Raw genomic sequence first — 16,265 nt, forward strand, 5'->3', positions numbered from 1 at the left:
GCAAAGCCGTTTATAGAGGAAGGACTCGTGGAACACTCGCTCTTAGTTTGGTTGTTGCCGACTCTTGCCCTGGTTGCCGGTGTCGCCATTGGATTCCTGCTTGCCCGACTGCTGCCCAACGCGGTGCCCAACAGCACCCAACGTCAGCTGGACGACATTCAGGAACGTTTCGACAGTTATCAGAATGAAGTGGTCACCCACTTCAACAGCACCGCGTCTCTGGTGAAAAAACTCACCCAGAGCTACCAGGAAGTCCAGGATCATCTGTCCGAGGGGGCCAATCGCCTTGCCCTGGACGAGCAGACTCGCCAGCGCCTGCTGGCTGCCCTGCAAGCCGATGCGGCACAGACGCCACGGGAACGCCTGACCCCACCCAAAGGGATCCAGGAACCGCCACGGGACTACGCGCCAAAGGCCCCGAATTCGCCCGGCATGCTCGATGAGCATTACGGTTTGAAGAAGTAAATTTCCAAGCGACACCAAAAGCCCGCCCGATCCCATGATCAGGCGGGCTTTTTATTGGTTCCTATTCCCTATTTCAATTTGATCCCCCGTGGCGAGGGAGCTTGCTCCCGCTGGGCTGCGAAGCAGCCCTATAGCAGCGAACTCGATTTTCCTGACACACCGAGTTGCCTGGTTTTGGGGCCGCTTCGCGGCCCAGCGGGAGCAAGCTCCCTCGCCACAGGGATCGGTGTCCTGAGGCATTTCAGTTAAGCCAACACCTCACCCGCCACCTGGTCGATGGCCCCTTTGGTGATGTCGACGATCAGGTCCGCATCCTCGCGGGTCAGGATCAGCGGTGGGGCGAAGCCCAGGATGTCGCCGTGGGGCATGGCGCGGGCGATCATGCCGCGCTCCAGGCAGGCAGCCGAGACCTTCGGGCCGACTTTGAGTGCCGGGTCGAACGCCGTGCGCTGTTCACGATCGGCCATGAACTCCACGGCGGCCAGCATGCCGTCGCCGCGCACCTCGCCCACCAGCGGATGACCTTCCAGCGTTTCACGCAACCGACGGTTCAAGTAGCCGCCAACATTCTCGGCGTTGGCCGTGAGGTTTTCCCGTTCGAGGATGTCGAGGTTGGCCAATGCCGCCGCCGCGCAGATCGGGTGACCGGAGTACGTCCAGCCATGGCCCATGGCGCCTTCGGCCTGGGAGGCTTTTTCAATCACGCTCCAGACCTTCTCGCCGATGATCACCGCCGACAACGGCGCATAGGCACTGGTCAGGCCTTTGGCGGTAGTGATCAGGTCCGGCTTCATGCCGTAGCGCTGGCTGCCCATCTTCGACCCCAGGCGACCAAACGCGCAGACCACCTCGTCGGCAATCAACAGCACATCGTATTTCTTCAACACGGCCTGGATCGCATCCCAGTAACCGGCGGGCGGGACAATGATGCCGCCGGTGCCCATCAGCGGTTCACCGATGAACGCCGCCACGGTGTCCGGGCCTTCGGCGAGAATCATCTTCTCCAGCTCATCGGCGCAATAGCGCACGAATGCCGCTTCGTCCATGCCCACCGGGGCCTTGCGATACCAGTGCGGGCACACGGTGTGCTTGACCCCTTCCACCGGAAGGTCGAAATGCTGGTGGAAGGTCGCCAGCCCCGTCAGGCTGCCGGTCATGATGCCCGAACCATGGTAGCCACGGTCCCGCGAGATGATCTTTTTCTTCAGCGGCCGGCCCAGCACGTTGTTGTAGTAGCGCACCAATTTGACTTGGGTCTCGTTGGCATCGGAGCCGGACAATCCGTAGTAGACCTTCTTCATCCCTTCCGGCGCCCAGTCCATGATGCGACTGGACAGCTCGATGATCGCCTCGCTCGAGTGGCCGACGTAGGTGTGGTAGTAGGCCAGTTCCTTGGCCTGCTTATAGATGGCGTCAGCCACCTCCGTGCGGCCGTAGCCGATGTTCACGCAGTAGAGCCCGGCAAAGGCGTCGATGAACTCACGGCCCTCATGGTCGCGAATGCGAACGCCTGACGCACTCTTGATGATCCGGCCCTTGAGCGCGCCGCTGGCGTGGTCATGGGCGTGGGTCGAGGGGTGCATGAAATGCGCACGGTCTTGTTCGAATAGCGTATTGAGTTCTTGGCTCATGCGGACTCTCCTGGGAACTGGCCTTGATGGTGCAGGCAAAAATATTTGGTTTCGACAAAGGGCTCGAAGCCCTCGCTGCCACCCTCACGACCGAGGCCGGAGGCTTTCATGCCACCGAAGGGGATCGGGTGGCCGGTGAACTTGACGCCGTTGACCGCGACCATGGCGTGGCCGAGACGGCGAATCAGCGGATAGATAACGTCCAGGCGGTTCGAACAAATATAGGCCGCCAGCCCGTATTCGGTGTCGTTGGCCATTTCGATGGCTTCGTCCAGGGTGTCGAACGGCATCACCCCGGCAATGGGCGCGAAGTTTTCTTCACGGTAGATGCGCATCTGCGGCGTGACATCGGCCAGCACGGTCGGTTGATAGAACAACCCGCCCAAGGCATGGGCCTCGCCCCCCACCAAGCGCTGAGCGCCCAGCGCCAGGGCATCGGCGACACGATCAGCGGTCGCATCGAACGCCGCCTGGTGCATCAACGGCCCGACATCCACGTCCTGTTCCTGTTGACCGACCATGGCCGGCCCGACGCGCAAGCCACGCACCGCTGCGGCGAAACGACTGAGGAACGCCGGGTACACCGAGCGTTGCACCATGATTCGGTTGGCCGCGCAGCAATCCTGGCCCGAGGTCTGGAACTTCGCTTCCACAGCGACTTTCACCGCCAGCGTCAGGTCAGCATCGGCGCAGACAATGAACGGCGCGTTGCCGCCCAGTTCCAGTGCGACTTTCTTCACGTCATGGGCCGCCGCTTGCAGCACCAGTTTGCCGACCCGGGTTGAGCCAGTGAAACTCACCGAGCGTACACGACGGTCCTTGACCAGGGTTTCCATGGCCATTTGCGGCTCGCCCAAGACCACGTTGAAGACCCCGGCGGGAAAGCCCGCTTCCTCGGCCAATTGCGCCAGGGCCAACGCTGAGTACGGTGTTTCGTGGGCGGGCTTGATCACCACCGTGCAGCCGGCAGCCAGGGCCGCGGCGGCCTTGCGGGTGATCATCGCCGAAGGGAAATTCCACGGTGTGAGCAGCGCGCAGACGCCCACCGGCTCCTTGATGGTGCCCAGGTGCGCATTCGGGATATGGCTGGGGATGTTCTGGCCGTAAAGGCGCCGGGCTTCCTCGGCGAACCAAGGGATGAAGCTGGCGGCATAGGCGATTTCGCCACGGGACTCGGCCAACGGCTTGCCCTGCTCCAGGCTGAGGATGTGTGCGAGGTCTTCGCTGTGTTCGGTGATCAACGCTGCCCAGCGCCGCAGGATTGCGCCGCGCGTCTCCAGGCTCTGCTCGCGCCACGCCGGGAAGGCGCGATGCGCTGCGTCCACCGCCGCGACGATCTGTGGCTGATCGAGCATCGGCACATGGCCGATAACCGTGCGGGTGGCAGGGTTGTGCACCGCGATGCTTTGGCCACTGTCGCTGTGGACCCAATGGCCATCGATGTAGCAAAGCGCTTTGAACAGCAGCGGATGTTGATAAGGCATGACGTTCACTCCAGACCGTTTGCGTGAACCCATGCTAGGGCAGCGATGCTTGGGCTTTCGGGTGTTTGCGCGGGGCCAGACCTTGGTTTTTTTCCGGAAAAGACCTGCTGGAACGTGTTTTCTGCGGTGCTCAGGAAGATGGTGCCAACTCCGCCGGCAACGCACCGGCGGTCTTGATGGTCTTGGTGACGATGTAGGTGAAGTAGCGTTCGATGCCGAGGTCTTCGAGCAGCAGTTGGTCGACAAAACGCTGATAGGCATCGACGTCCGGGGCCTGGATCATCGCCAGGTAATCCACACCGCCGCCGGTGGCGTAACAGAACGCCACTTCCGGCGCGGCGATCATGCGTTGCTCGAAACGGCGCATGTCCTGGGCGGTGTGCCGGGCCAGGGTGATCTCCACCAGCACCTGCTGGCGCTTGAACACCGCGCCCCAATCGATCTGCGCCCGGTAACCGATGATCAAGCCCGCCGCTTCCAGCTTGCGCACCCGCTCCCAGGCCGGCGTCACCGACAGGTTGATGGCCTCGGCCAGGCTCGACTTGGTGATGCGCCCGTCCTCGGCGAGGATCTGCAGGATCTTCAGGTCGTAGCGATCGAGCTTGTGCATGGGGCCGGGCTCTCCAGACAAATCAGAAAATCACACCGCCCCTGTGGGGGCATAAATCTACAGTCACCGCAACCCCCTGTGGGAGCGAGCTTGCTCGCGAAGGCGTCGGCACATCCAACATCACCGGCTCAGGCAGACCGCTATCGCGAGCAAGCTCGCTCCCACAGGGGATTTTGTGGCTGGCTGTTATCAAGCCAACACATCCGCAATCACCACCAACGTATCGCCACACTGCACCTGCCCGGGAAAGTGCCGGGCCGCCAGCAGGCCGTTGCGGGCGGCGCGATATTCGACCGGGGCGACGCCGCTGCGGGTGGTGTCATGGATACGCGCCACCACCTCACCCTGGGTGACGGTTTCACCAAGATCACGGCACATTTCCAGCAAGCCGTTGTGTTCGCTGGCGATGAAACAACTGGGGTCCGGCATGTCGAGCATCAACGACGGCTGCAACTCGATCGAGCCCCGCAGGATGCCGGCGTGGATCAGCAGGTTGCGCACTCCACGCTCGGCAATCGCCACGCTGCGGGCAGTCGATGAGCCGCCGCCTCCCAGTTCGGTGGTAACGAACACCTTGCCCTGGGATTCGGCCGCCGTGTCGTACATCGCCCCGGCGTCCAGCTCCAGCATGCGCATGCAATATGGCGCGTTGAACGCCAGCATCCCGGCCTCGCAGCGGGCCTGCTGCTGTTTGTCCGGCAAGACGTGGCAGGCGGCGAACGGCAGGAAATCCAGGGTCCGGCCACCGGAGTGAATGTCCAGGACAATGTCCGCCAACGGCAACAACGTGCGATTGAAATAGTCGGCGATTTTCTCGGTGACGGTGCCGTCCGGCCTGCCGGGGAAACTGCGGTTCAGGTTGCCCTTGTCGATGGGTGAAGTGCGGCGCCCGGCATGGAAGGCCGGGGTGTTCATGAACGGCACGATGATCACTCGTCCGCTGACGTCCTCGGCGGTCAACCGCTGGGCCAGTTTGCTCAAGGCCACCGGGCCTTCGTATTCATCACCGTGGTTGCCACCGCTGAGCAGCGCCGTCGGGCCGCTGCCGCGCTGGATGACGGTGATGGGGATCATCACCGCGCCCCAGGCCGAATCGTCCCGCGAATACGGCAGCTTGAGAAAGCCGTGCTGCACGCCCTCGCGACTGAAGTCGACCGTGGCGCTGATGGGATTGTTGGGCACGTCAGGCATGGCTCAATCCTTCACGAACAGTTGACGAGGCACGTTGCACAGCGTCTCGACGCCGGTTTCGGTGATCAAAATGCTCTCGGTGATTTCCAGGCCCCAATCGTCCATCCACAGCCCCGGCATGAAGTGGAAGGTCATGCCCGGTTGCAACACGCTGTTGTCGCCAGGGCGCAGGCTCATGGTGCGCTCGCCCCAATCCGGCGGATAACTGATGCCGATGGGGTAGCCGCAACGGCTGTCCTTGTGGATGCCGAATTTCTCCAGCACATTGAAAAACGCCACGGCGATGTCCCCGGTGGTGTTGCCCGGCTTGGCCGCGTCCAGGCCGGCGGCGATGCCTTCGACCACGGCTTTTTCACCGTCGAGGAAATGTCGCGGCGGCTTGCCCAGGTAAATCGTCCGCGACAACGGGCAGTGGTAACGCTTGTAGCAACCAGCGATTTCAAAAAAAGTCCCGGCGCCCCGTTCGAACGGCGAATCGTCCCAGGTCAGGTGCGGCGCGCTGGCATCGGCGCCGGTGGGCAACAGCGGCACGATGGCCGGGTAGTCGCCGCCATGACCATCGGCACCGAGGATGCCACTGCTGTAGATCTCTGCCACCAGTTCGTTCTTGCGCATGCCCGGTTCGATCCGTTCGAGGATCCGGCTGTGCATGTTCTCGACGATGCGCGCGGCGATGCGCATGTAGGCGATTTCCTGGGGCGACTTGACCGCGCGCTGCCAGTTCACCAGGCCCACCGCGTCTACCAGCATCGCGTCGGGCAAGTGCTTTTGCAGCGACAGGAACGCGGCGGCGCTGAAGTAATAGTTGTCCATCTCCACGCCGATGCTCAGCGCGCCCCAGCCACGGGCGATGATCACCTCCCGGGACAGGTAGTCCATGGGATGGCGCTCGCGGGACTGCACGTAGATGTCCGGGTAGCCGACGATGTTGTCGGCCTGCATGAACACCGTGCGCTTGGCACCGTTGGCATCCTGGCCGCGGCCGAACCACACGGGCTCGCCCTCCAGCGCCAGCAGCACGCACTGGTGCACATAGAACGACCAACCGTCATAGCCGGTGAGCCAAGCCATGTTCGACGGATCGGTGACCAGCAGCAGCTCCAGGCCCTGGGCCTGCATGGCCGCGCGAACCTTCGCCAGGCGCTGGGCGTATTCCTCCCGTTTAAACGGAAGATTGACGACGATCTCTGACATCCACCTGCCCTCTGTTCAATAACTCATGAAGAAAATGATCTAGCGACCGAACGCAAAGCCCTTGCCCGCCGCCCTCGCCCGCTCGAACGCCAGGTTGGCGATGGCGGTGTCCTGGGCGCCGGTGCCGGTCAGGTCGCAAAGCGTCACTTGCGCCGCATCGGAGCGCCCCTGCCGTTGCCCTGCCAGTACTCGTCCCAACTCCAGAAGCGCCAGGTCATCGCGTACGGTGCCGGCCGCCAGGGCGTGGTGCAGTTCGCCGAGTACGCGGGTCTGGCTCAGGCGATCGGCGACATAGCAGTCGACGGCCGCCAGGGCTTGCGGGGAAATTTCGTTCTTGTGCTCCGCGTCCGAACCCATCGCCGTGATGTGCAGGCCGGGATGCAGATGGCGAGCTTCGATCAGCGGCTCGCGACTGGGGGTGCAGGTGATGGCGATGTCCACGCCTTCCAGGGCAGCGTCAATGGAGGCACATGGCGTGACGGCGAGCCCTGTGTCGCGAGCGAGCCCGGCGCTGAACGCCTTGGCCTTTTGTACATCACGCGCCCAGACCCGCACCTCGTCGATGGGCCGCACCAGGCGCAGCGCCTGAAGCTGCAACGCCGCCTGTTCGCCGGCACCGATCAGCGCGACGCTGCGGCTGTCCTCGCGAGACAGGCACCGCGCCGCCACGGCACCGGCGGCGGCGGTGCGCACGGCGGTGAGGTAACCGTTGTCCAGCAACAGCGCCTCCAGCAAACCGGTGCGTGCCGAGAGCAGCATCATCATGCCGTTAAGGCTGGGCAGGCCAAGCTTGGGGTTATCGAAAAAACCCGGGCTGACTTTGATGGCGAAGCGTTCCAGGCCCGGCAGGTAAGCGGTCTTCACATCCACTTCGCCGTTGTGCTCGGGGATGTCCAATCGCAGGATCGGCGGCATCGCCACGGCGGCGGTGGCCAACAGCACGAAAGCCTGCTCGATGGCGTCGATGCTGGCCAGGTCGAGGGCCACGCAACTGCGCAGGTCAGCCTCGCTCAATAGGGTGACTTCACTCATGACAGGGCTCCATTAACGGTTATCAGGCATTGGCGCCAGCGATCACGCGGGCATGTTGTTCGGTGTCGACGTTGCGCCCGCTGACCACCAGGACGATGGGGCCGCGCGGCTCGACCAGGCCGTCGAGCAGCGCCGCGATGCCCACCACGGCGGCGCCTTCGAGCACCAGGCGCTCGTGGTGATAGGCGTGGCGGATGGCATTGGCGATGGAGGCTTCCGAGAGCAGGTGCACGTCATCGCGCAATTGCCGGGTCATGGCGAAGGTGTAGCGGTTGTCCAGGCCGATGCCGCCACCGAGGGAGTCGGCCAGGGTCGGCAACTCTTCGATGTCCACCGGCTGTCCGGCGGCGAGGCTGGCGTGCATCGCCGCACCGCGGGCCATGCTGATGCCGTGGACCTGAATCGCTGGGTTGGCACTTTTGAGAGCCAGGGCGACACCGGCGAACAAGCCGCCACCGGATAACGGCACCAGGACCTGGGCCACTTCCGGTTGCTGTTCGAGGATCTCCAGGCCGAGGGTGCCCTGGCCGGCGATGATCGCTGGGTGATCGAAGGGCGGTAAAAACAACGCCCCCTGCTCCCGGGCGATGCGCTCGGCTTCGCGTTGGGCGTCGTCCTGGGACTGGCCGACGATGCACACCTCGGCGCCCAGATCGCGAATCGCCTGCACCTTGTTGGCCGGCACCAGGTTCGACAGACAGACAATCGCCCGGACGCCCTGCTGCGAGGCCGCGTGGGCGAGCGCCCGGCCATGATTACCGGTCGACGCGGTGACCACGCCCTGGGCCTTCTGCTCGGAACTGAGTTGCGCGACAGCATTGCTCGCCCCGCGCAGCTTGAAGCTGCCGGTGATTTGCAGGGCTTCCAGCTTGAGATACACCGGCACGCCCATCAACCGCGTCAGGCTCGGGGAATGCTCCATGGGCGTGCGCCGCACCAGCGACTCAATGCGCTGGCGGGCGAGGTAAATGTCCTGAAGCTGCAACCCTGTCATGACTGCGTCCCGAGCGGATGTATTGGGCGCAGTCTAAGAGGGCTGGATTGTGGTGATGAATGTACTAGGGCAATTTAAATCGATTACTTGCCCCCGCCACAAATCCCCTGTGGGAGCGAGCTTGCTCGCGAAGGCGACGGCACATTCAGCATCTCCTCTGACTGTCACACCGCTTTCGCGAGCAAGCTCGCTCCCACATTTTGGCCGGGGCAAACACAAATCCAGCGACCGCCGCAAATCCCCTGTGGGAGCGAGCCTGCTCGCGAAGGCGACGGCACATTCAGCATCTCCTCTGACTGTCACACCGCTTTCGCGAGCAAGCTCGCTCCCACATTTTGGCCGGGGCAAACACAAATCCAGCGACCGCCGCAAATCCCCTGTGGGAGCGAGCTTGCTCGCGAAGGCGACGGCACATTCAGCATCTCCTCTGACTGTCACACCGCTTTCGCGAGCAAGCTCGCTCCCACAGGGAATTGCGGTGGGGCGCATCAAAAATCATGAATCTGCGGATACTGGTTGAAGATCTCCCGCATGCCGATCAGCGCATGGCGCATTTCTTCATCGCTGCATTCGGCGCCGACACACACTCGCACCGCGCGGGGCCGGGGAGTGCCGCGTACGGTGAACGGGTCGGGGGAAGTGACCGCGATGTGCTTGTGGCGCAGCGCACGTACCAGGCTGTCCACTTCCCAGTGGGGCGGGATGCCGATCCAGGCATTCAGGGCATGAGGATGCTGGGCCAACACATGCTCGCCCATGTATTCGGTGACCATCGCCTGGCGCCCGGCCAACAATTGGCGCTGCAACTGCACCAGCGACTCGGCGCGGCCATCGCGGATCCAGCGGGTGGCGATCTCCGAGACCATCGGCGTGGCCATCCAGCTGTTGACCCGCAGGATGCTCTCGGTACGCAACGCCAAGCGCTTGGGTACCACCAGGTAACCGATGCGCAACCCCGTGAGCACCGACTTGGTCATGCTCGTGCAGTAGAACGACAGTTCCGGCAGGTAATGACTGATGGGCGGCGCGCGGCGTTCGTCCAGCAGCGGACCGTACACATCATCCTCGATGATGTGTACACCGAAGCGCCGGGCGATCTCGGCGATTTCCCGGCGCCGGGCGTCGGGCATCAGGCTGGTGGTGGGGTTGTTCAGGTTCGGTGTGCACACCAGCGCCGTGATGCGCTCGTTGCTGCACATGTCTTCGAAATGTTCAGGGTCAATGCCATGGCGATCCATCTCCAGGCCCTTGAGGGTGAAGCCCAACACCTGGGAATTGCCGATCACCCCGTGGTCGGTCAAGCCTTCGCAGAGCACCACATCGTCGGGCCCCGCCAGGGAAGCGAGCGCCAGGAAGATCCCATGGGCCGCGCCGTTGGTGATCAGCACATCGTTACGGTCGACTTTCAGCCCTTGCCGGCCGATCCACTGCGTCGCCGCTTCGCGATGGGATTCGAAACCGGCGATGGGCCGAAACGCGTGAATCCACGGCTGATCCTCTTCAGTGCTCAGCGCCGCGCAGGTATCCCGCCAGGCCTGGTCATGCTCGCGAGTGTGGAGGATGCGAGTGATGGAAAAATCCACCAGCGCCCGCTCGGGGCTGTCGAGTATGTAGGTGGCGACCCGGTCGCTCATGCGCCGCGAAACAAAACTGCCGCGTCCTACTTCACAACGGACCAGCCCTTGGCGTTCCAGCTCCTTGTAAGCATTGGTGACGGTCTGCACGCTGATGCCCATGGCGTCGGCCACTTGCCGCTGCGGCGGCAGGCGCTGGTCGTTGGCCAAGGCGCCTTGTTCGATATCGTCGGCAATGGCCTGCACCAGGATCTTGTATTTGGATTCACCGCTGCGGGCGAGGTCCAAGGCTGACTTCCACTTATCCATGACAACTGCAACCGGCGTGTGTAGGGGTGCGCACAGCATTGCGCGGCCCTCGCGGCAAAGCAATTGTCCTAGTGCAATACAATCAATGCCGGGGCTTTTGTATGCTCGGTCCAAGGTCGTCACCCAGGCGGGCTTATCGCCCCGACAAAAAGCCGGATCGACCTGTACCGGCGCCGTTCTCGATTCCAGGCCACGCCCGGATCCGCCGCTGTACGCTTTGCTCTTGTCACACTGCCTCCTACCACAGAGCCGTCAAACGACGGATCCACAAGAAACAGGAGATTTTATCGATGAGCAATTTTCTTCCCAGCACCCATGCGCCCTTGCGTCGGCTCTTGTTGACCTGTGCCGCACTGGGCCTGGCCAGCAGCGTTCAAGCGGCCACCTTGGATACCGTCAAAAGCAACAGCAGCATCCGGATCGGCTACGCCAACGAGACCCCATTCGCCTTCACCGAAACCGACGGCAACGTCACCGGTGAGTCGCCGGAGATCGCCAAGATCATTTTCGCCAGGATGGGCATCAAGCAGGTCGATGGCGTGCTCACCGAATGGGGCTCACTGATCCCTGGCCTGCGGGCAGGTCGCTTCGATGTGATTGCCGCCGGCATGTACATCACCCCGGCGCGCTGCAAGCAAGTGTTGTTCACCGATCCGCAGTATCAATTGCCCGACGCGTTGCTCGTGGCCAAGGGCAACCCGAAAAAACTCCACAGCTATGAAGACATCGCCAAGCAACCGGACGTGAAGCTGGCCATCATGGCCGGCACGGTGAACCTGGCCTATGCCCGCGACTCCGGGGTCAAGGACGATCAGATCCTCCAGGTCCCCGACACCACCGCGCAATTGCAAGCCGTGCGCGCCGGTCGCGCCGACGCGGCCGTCGGCACTCAACTGACCATGAAGGGCCTGGCCAGCAAGGGTGGCGATAAAGTAGAGGCGATGACCGAATTCAAGGACGACCCGTCCCACATCGGCTACGGCGCGTTGGCCTTCCGCCCCGAGGACAAAGACCTGCGCGACGCGGTCAATGCCGAGCTGAAGAAGTGGCTGGGTTCGGAGGAACACCTCAAGGCCGTCGCGCCATTCGGTTTCGACAAATCCAACGTGACCAGCAAGACCGCGGCCGAGCTTTGCGCTCAGCCCTAATGGCACGCCGAAACGGGCATGACGCGCAGGCGTGATGCTCGTTCCCTGCTTCATCGGATATCGGGTTGAACCATGGGCGAATTACTTCCGTTATTGATTCAAGGGGCCTGGGTTACGCTCCAGGTGACGTTCTTCGGCTCGCTGTTGGCGATTGTCGCGGCGGTACTCGCGGCCCTCGGACGGCTGTCGCCGTGGCGCGCGTTGCGCTGGTTTTCCATCACCTACATCGAAGTGTTTCGTGGCACTTCGTTGCTGGTGCAATTGTTCTGGCTGTTCTTCGTGCTGCCGCTGCCGCCCTTCAATGTGGAGCTGAGCCCTTACGCCGTGGCCATCGTCGGCCTGGGCCTGCACATCGGCGCCTACGGGGCCGAAGTGATGCGCGGCGCCATCAGCTCGGTCGCCAAGGGCCAATACGAAGCCTGCACGGCGCTGAACTTCAGCGGGTTCACGCGCTTCAAGCGAATCATCTTGCCCCAGGCGTTGCTGGCGGCGATTCCACCGGGCACCAACCTGTTGATCGAGTTGCTGAAGAACACCTCGCTGGTGTCGCTGATCACCTTGTCCGACCTGAGCTTCCGGGCGCGCCAGTTGGATCAGGCGACGTTCCAGACCCTGGAGATTTTCAGCCTGGCGCTGGTGATGTATTTCATCCTCGCCCAGGCCATCAACTTCGGCATGCGCAACATCGAGCGGCGACTGAGCCGAGGCCGGATGCGTGGAGGTCTGTCATGACATTGTTCGACTGGTCCTACGCCGCGCAAATTCTTCCGGACCTGCTGCGCGCCTCCCTCAATACCGTGGGCATCACGTTGATCGGCTTTTTGATCGCGATCGTGCTGGGGCTGTTCCTGGCGATTGGCCGACGCAGCCGCAAGTTCTGGTTGTCGTGGCCGGCCACGGCGGTGATCGAGTTCATCCGCAGCACGCCGTTGCTGATCCAGGTGTATTTCCTCTACTACGTCCTGCCCAACTACGGCTTGAGCCTGACGGCCATGCAAGTCGGCATCCTCGGCATCGGCCTGCACTATGCGTGCTACATCGCCGAGGTCTATCGCAGTGGTCTCGACGCGGTGCCACGGGCGCAGTGGGAAGCGGTGACGGCGTTGAACATCGCGCCGTACGACGCCTACCGCAACATCATCCTGCCCCAGGCGCTGCGACCGATCGTGCCGCCCCTGGGCAACTACCTGGTGGCAATGCTCAAGGACACGCCGGTTCTGTCGGCGATCACCGTGGTGGAAATCATGCAGCAGGCCAAGAACATCGGTTCCGAGCATTTCCGTTACCTGGAACCCATCACCCTGGTCGGCCTGTTCTTCCTCGCCCTGAGCCTCGCCTTGGCTTGGCTGGTACGGCGCCTTGAAACGCGCATGGAGCTACGCTAATGACTTTACCCCTGTCCACGCCCACCGATTTGTCCCGGCGCAGCACGCTGGCGTCACAGCAGGAGGCCCCGGCCATGCAAATTCCGACACCGTCCCGGCCGATTGTGAGTTTCCAGGACGTGACCAAAAGCTACGGCAGCTTCACGGTACTCGACCATCTGAACCTGGATGTCGCGCCCGGTGAAAAAGTCGCGATCATCGGCCCCAGCGGCTCGGGCAAGTCCACGCTGCTGCGGGTGCTGATGACCCTGGAAGGCATCGACCAGGGCCAGATCCGCGTCGAGGACGACTCGCTGACCCACATGCCCAACCGCAACGGCGTGCTGGTGCCGGCCAACGACCGGCACATCCGCCGGGTGCGCGGCAAGATCGGCATGGTGTTCCAGAGCTTCAACCTGTTCCCCCACATGACCGCGCTGCAGAACGTGATCGAGGCGCCGGTCCAGGTGCTGGGCATGAACCCGAAGGAAGCCCGGGAACGCGCCGCCGACCTGCTGGAACTGGTGGGGCTGGGCAACAAGCTCGACCATTACCCATCGCAACTGTCCGGCGGCCAGCAACAGCGGGTGGCGATTGCCCGGGCGTTGGCGATGCGGCCCAAGGTGATGTTGTTTGACGAGGTGACTTCGGCGCTGGATCCGGAGTTGTGCGGCGAGGTGCTGAACGTGATTCGCAAGCTGGGCGCCGAACACAACCTGACGATGCTGATGGTGACCCACCAGATGGGGTTTGCGCGGGAGTTCGCCGACCTGGTGTGCTTCTTCTACAAGGGGCAGATCCATGAACAAGGCACCCCTGCGCAGATTTTCGAAAACCCGCAGCAGGAGCGTACGTGTGCGTTCTTGAGTGCGGTGAAAGAGGCGAATTGACCCCTAATTATTCAAGTGAACACCTCCGTGGCGAGGGAGCTTGCTCCCGCTGGACCGGTCCGACGCTTCGGGCGCAGCAGGCCCAAATCAGCGAACGCGGTGTGTCAGGAGAATCAAGGCGAATGCTCTCAGGACTGCTTCGCAGCCCAGCGGGAGCAAGCTCCCTCGCCACAAAAGCCCAAACGCCAGTCGCAAAAAAGGGGGACCCCATTTCCGGGTCCCCCTTTCATTTACCGCCCAGCGCTTACGGATACTGCTGGTAAGTCTGGCCCTGCTGCGGCGGCGCCTGGTACTGCTGCCCAGGAATGGCCTTGAGATTGACCTCGACCCGACGGTTCTGCGCGCGGCCATTGACGTCGGCATTGCTCGCCACCGGGTTGTCCGGGCCGGCGCCACGGGCCGACAGGTTGGCACCGCTCACGCCCTGGGACGTCAGGTAGGTCGCCACGCTCTGGGCGCGTCGCTGGGACAGGTCCATGTTGTGCTGGCGGCTGCCGGTGCTGTCGGTGTAACCGACGATTTCGATCTGGTTCTGGTTGAACTCCTTGAGGGAGTTGGCCAGGTTGTTCAGCGGCTGGTAGAAGCTGGACGCGATGTTCGCCGAGTCGGTGGCGAAGGTGATGTTGCCCGGCATGATCAGCTTGATCTGGTCGCCCTGGCGCTGCACTTCAACACCGGTATTGGCCATGCTGGCGCGCAGTTTCTTTTCCTGCTGGTCGGCGTAGTAGCCGTAGCCGGCCGCGGAAGCGCCCACCACCGCCGCGCCGATCAACGCGCCCTTGCCACGGTTATCGTGACCGATGGCCGCACCGGCCAGCGCCCCCGCCAGTGCACCGAGGCCGCCATACTTGGCGGTTTTGCTCATGCCCGACGATTCGGTAGAGGCCTGGCCCTGGTTGTCATAGGGGTTGGGCGACGCACAGCCGGACAACAAGGCCACAGCAGTAGCGACAACGATCAAGCGACGCGAGGTGAACATGAAGATGCTCCTGGGATTTTCAGTCTGGTTGCCAAAGTGTAGGCAATCGACTCTGGCAGGCGTTGGAACGCGACAACCGTTAAAAATTCCGTCCCGCTGCGTCGCGCTTCGCCCGACTGCCGGATAAAAATCCGTCGTCCGGGCGAAGTACCCTCAACCTTGCGCCAGACAGCGGCTCACGCCTCTGACAATCATCTCCACTTCGCGCCCATCGATCGTCAGCGGCGGCAGCAGGCGAATGGTCTGGCCCCGGGTGACATTGATCAGCAGGCCGTGGTCCTGGGCAGCACGAAGGGTCAGGTCGCGGACCGGTTGCTTGAGTTCGATGCCGATCATCAAGCCTTGGCCGCGAATCGCCAATACGTTCGGGTTGTCCGCGAGTTCGGCCCGCAGCCGACCCAGCAATTGTTCGCCCTGCTGCCTGGCGTTATCCACCAGGGCTTGTTCCTCGATGATGTCCAGCACCGTGCAGCCGACCCGACAGGCCAATGGATTGCCACCGAACGTGCTGCCATGACTGCCCGGGGTAAACAGCTCGGCGGCCTTGCCCCGCGCCAGGCAGGCACCGATGGGCACGCCGTTGCCCAGGCCTTTGGCCAGGGTCATGACGTCCGGCACAATGCCCTCGTGCTGGAACGCAAACCATTGGCCGGTACGACCGATGCCCGTCTGGATCTCGTCGAGCATCAACAGCCAGGCGCGCCGACTGCACAGCTGCCGCAAGGCCTTGAGGTAACCCGGCGGGGCGAGTTGCACACCGCTTTCGCCCTGGATCGGCTCCACCAGCACCGCGACGATGCGCTCGGCGTGAACCTGCTGGATTTGCTCCAGCGCCGCGAGATCGCCGAACGGCACCTTGATGAAGTCCCCAGGCAAGCGGTTGTAGCCCAGCCGCACGGACGGACCGTCACTGGCGGACATAGTGCCCAAGGTGCGCCCATGGAATGCATTGTCCATGACCACCACCAACGGCTGCTCGATGCCCTTGTGCCAGCCATAGAGGCGCGCCAGTTTCAGCGCGGTTTCGTTGGCCTCGGCGCCCGAGTTGTTGAAAAACGCTCGCTCCAGGCCGGACAGCCGGGTGAGTTTTTGCGCCAGGCGCTGCTGCCAGTCGATGCTGTACAGGTTGGACGTGTGCAACAGCAGGCCGGCCTGCTCGCTGATGGCGGCCACCAGCCGCGGGTGGGAATGGCCGACATTGGTCACTGCCACCCCCGCCACCGCATCGAGGTATTCGCGGCCGTCCTGGTCCCACAGGCGCGTCCCCAAGCCATGGGTGAAATTCAGCGCCAGGGGTTGGTAAGTGGTCATCAGGCAGGCAGCGGTCATGGCATCAGGCTCCATCGGGTGGTTTTTTCCAGTATGGTTAGCCACCCCCGATGGATAAACGCCACTTTACT

15 protein-coding genes are annotated in these 16,265 nt (G+C 63.0%); 5 read left to right on the forward strand and 10 right to left on the reverse strand.

Going from position 1 to position 16,265, the window contains the following annotated elements:
- Positions 1–27 precede the first annotated feature (27 nt).
- A complete protein-coding gene (locus J3P85_RS24150; protein ID WP_181287677.1) occupies positions 28–465 on the forward strand; it encodes a YhcB family protein in 438 nt (145 codons plus the stop codon).
- A 245-nt stretch (positions 466–710) separates the two neighbouring features.
- Here the strand turns inward: J3P85_RS24150 and J3P85_RS24155 are convergent, their stop codons facing one another.
- From J3P85_RS24155 to J3P85_RS24190, 8 genes are all read right to left on the reverse strand, one after another.
- Entirely contained in the window at positions 711–2,096 is a 1,386-nt protein-coding gene (locus J3P85_RS24155; RefSeq protein ID WP_434703794.1) for an aspartate aminotransferase family protein, read from the reverse strand.
- Complete coding sequence (locus tag J3P85_RS24160; protein ID WP_434703795.1) at positions 2,093–3,580, reverse strand: NAD-dependent succinate-semialdehyde dehydrogenase; 1,488 nt, start codon at positions 3,578–3,580, stop codon at positions 2,093–2,095. Before J3P85_RS24160 ends, J3P85_RS24155 begins: the two co-directional genes overlap by 4 nt.
- A gap of 130 nt (positions 3,581–3,710) precedes the next feature.
- Positions 3,711–4,190: an Lrp/AsnC family transcriptional regulator gene (locus tag J3P85_RS24165; RefSeq protein ID WP_434703796.1), complete on the reverse strand. Its 480-nt coding sequence runs from the start codon at positions 4,188–4,190 to the stop codon at positions 3,711–3,713.
- A 189-nt stretch (positions 4,191–4,379) separates the two neighbouring features.
- Positions 4,380–5,381: a N(2)-acetyl-L-2,4-diaminobutanoate deacetylase DoeB gene (gene doeB, locus J3P85_RS24170; protein ID WP_434703797.1), complete on the reverse strand. Its 1,002-nt coding sequence runs from the start codon at positions 5,379–5,381 to the stop codon at positions 4,380–4,382.
- Between the two features lie 3 nt (positions 5,382–5,384).
- Positions 5,385–6,575, reverse strand: a complete 1,191-nt coding sequence (gene doeA, locus J3P85_RS24175) for an ectoine hydrolase DoeA (RefSeq protein WP_434703798.1) — start codon at positions 6,573–6,575, stop codon at positions 5,385–5,387.
- 39 nt (positions 6,576–6,614) lie between these two features.
- Positions 6,615–7,607 (reverse strand): cyclodeaminase, encoded by a 993-nt coding sequence (locus J3P85_RS24180; RefSeq protein ID WP_434703799.1) that lies wholly within the window; start codon positions 7,605–7,607, stop codon positions 6,615–6,617.
- Positions 7,608–7,629: 22 nt separating this feature from the next.
- On the reverse strand, positions 7,630–8,601 hold the full coding sequence (gene eutB, locus J3P85_RS24185) for a hydroxyectoine utilization dehydratase EutB (protein ID WP_434703800.1): 972 nt from the start codon (positions 8,599–8,601) through the stop codon (positions 7,630–7,632).
- Between the two features lie 488 nt (positions 8,602–9,089).
- The gene (locus J3P85_RS24190; protein ID WP_411385581.1) at positions 9,090–10,484 is read right to left on the reverse strand and encodes a PLP-dependent aminotransferase family protein; all 1,395 of its coding nucleotides are present in this window, start codon (positions 10,482–10,484) and stop codon (positions 9,090–9,092) included.
- Positions 10,485–10,774: 290 nt separating this feature from the next.
- On the opposite strand from J3P85_RS24190, the gene ehuB reads away from it, so the two are divergent.
- From ehuB to ehuA, 4 genes are all read left to right on the forward strand, one after another.
- The gene (gene ehuB, locus J3P85_RS24195; protein WP_434703801.1) at positions 10,775–11,632 is read left to right on the forward strand and encodes an ectoine/hydroxyectoine ABC transporter substrate-binding protein EhuB; all 858 of its coding nucleotides are present in this window, start codon (positions 10,775–10,777) and stop codon (positions 11,630–11,632) included.
- 72 nt (positions 11,633–11,704) lie between these two features.
- Positions 11,705–12,364 carry an ectoine/hydroxyectoine ABC transporter permease subunit EhuC gene (gene ehuC / locus J3P85_RS24200; protein WP_039591585.1) on the forward strand — a complete coding sequence of 220 codons (660 nt, stop codon included), beginning with the start codon at positions 11,705–11,707 and terminating at the stop codon, positions 12,362–12,364.
- Positions 12,361–13,017, forward strand: a complete 657-nt coding sequence (ehuD, locus tag J3P85_RS24205) for an ectoine/hydroxyectoine ABC transporter permease subunit EhuD (protein WP_434703803.1) — start codon at positions 12,361–12,363, stop codon at positions 13,015–13,017. The genes ehuC and ehuD overlap by 4 nt, the downstream gene beginning before the upstream one ends.
- Entirely contained in the window at positions 13,017–13,886 is an 870-nt protein-coding gene (gene ehuA / locus J3P85_RS24210) for an ectoine/hydroxyectoine ABC transporter ATP-binding protein EhuA (RefSeq protein ID WP_434703804.1), read from the forward strand. The genes ehuD and ehuA overlap by 1 nt, the downstream gene beginning before the upstream one ends.
- A gap of 244 nt (positions 13,887–14,130) precedes the next feature.
- On the opposite strand, the gene J3P85_RS24215 is transcribed toward ehuA, so the two are convergent.
- Positions 14,131–14,865, reverse strand: a complete 735-nt coding sequence (locus J3P85_RS24215; protein ID WP_434703805.1) for an OmpA family protein — start codon at positions 14,863–14,865, stop codon at positions 14,131–14,133.
- 153 nt (positions 14,866–15,018) lie between these two features.
- Entirely contained in the window at positions 15,019–16,194 is a 1,176-nt protein-coding gene (locus J3P85_RS24220; RefSeq protein WP_186729562.1) for an aspartate aminotransferase family protein, read from the reverse strand.
- Positions 16,195–16,265: the final 71 nt, after the last annotated feature.

It is taken from the genome of Pseudomonas sp. Z1-12 (assembly GCF_051132015.1).
In the GTDB taxonomy this organism is placed as follows: domain Bacteria; phylum Pseudomonadota; class Gammaproteobacteria; order Pseudomonadales; family Pseudomonadaceae; genus Aquipseudomonas; species Aquipseudomonas zanjanensis.

Bases quoted from the DNA above. Each gene is read 5' to 3' on its own strand.
- doeB (WP_434703797.1), bottom strand. From the start codon at position 5,381: ATGCCTGACGTGCCCAACAATCCCATCAGCGCCACGGTCGACTTCAGT.
- ehuB (WP_434703801.1), top strand. From the start codon at position 10,775: ATGAGCAATTTTCTTCCCAGCACCCATGCGCCCTTGCGTCGGCTCTTG.
- J3P85_RS24165 (WP_434703796.1), bottom strand. From the start codon at position 4,190: ATGCACAAGCTCGATCGCTACGACCTGAAGATCCTGCAGATCCTCGCC.
- J3P85_RS24190 (WP_411385581.1), bottom strand. From the start codon at position 10,484: ATGGATAAGTGGAAGTCAGCCTTGGACCTCGCCCGCAGCGGTGAATCC.
- doeA (WP_434703798.1), bottom strand. From the start codon at position 6,575: ATGTCAGAGATCGTCGTCAATCTTCCGTTTAAACGGGAGGAATACGCC.
- J3P85_RS24160 (WP_434703795.1), bottom strand. From the start codon at position 3,580: ATGCCTTATCAACATCCGCTGCTGTTCAAAGCGCTTTGCTACATCGAT.
- eutB (WP_434703800.1), bottom strand. From the start codon at position 8,601: ATGACAGGGTTGCAGCTTCAGGACATTTACCTCGCCCGCCAGCGCATT.
- J3P85_RS24220 (WP_186729562.1), bottom strand. From the start codon at position 16,194: ATGACCGCTGCCTGCCTGATGACCACTTACCAACCCCTGGCGCTGAAT.
- ehuC (WP_039591585.1), top strand. From the start codon at position 11,705: ATGGGCGAATTACTTCCGTTATTGATTCAAGGGGCCTGGGTTACGCTC.
- ehuD (WP_434703803.1), top strand. From the start codon at position 12,361: ATGACATTGTTCGACTGGTCCTACGCCGCGCAAATTCTTCCGGACCTG.
- J3P85_RS24215 (WP_434703805.1), bottom strand. From the start codon at position 14,865: ATGTTCACCTCGCGTCGCTTGATCGTTGTCGCTACTGCTGTGGCCTTG.
- ehuA (WP_434703804.1), top strand. From the start codon at position 13,017: ATGACTTTACCCCTGTCCACGCCCACCGATTTGTCCCGGCGCAGCACG.
- J3P85_RS24155 (WP_434703794.1), bottom strand. From the start codon at position 2,096: ATGAGCCAAGAACTCAATACGCTATTCGAACAAGACCGTGCGCATTTC.
- J3P85_RS24180 (WP_434703799.1), bottom strand. From the start codon at position 7,607: ATGAGTGAAGTCACCCTATTGAGCGAGGCTGACCTGCGCAGTTGCGTG.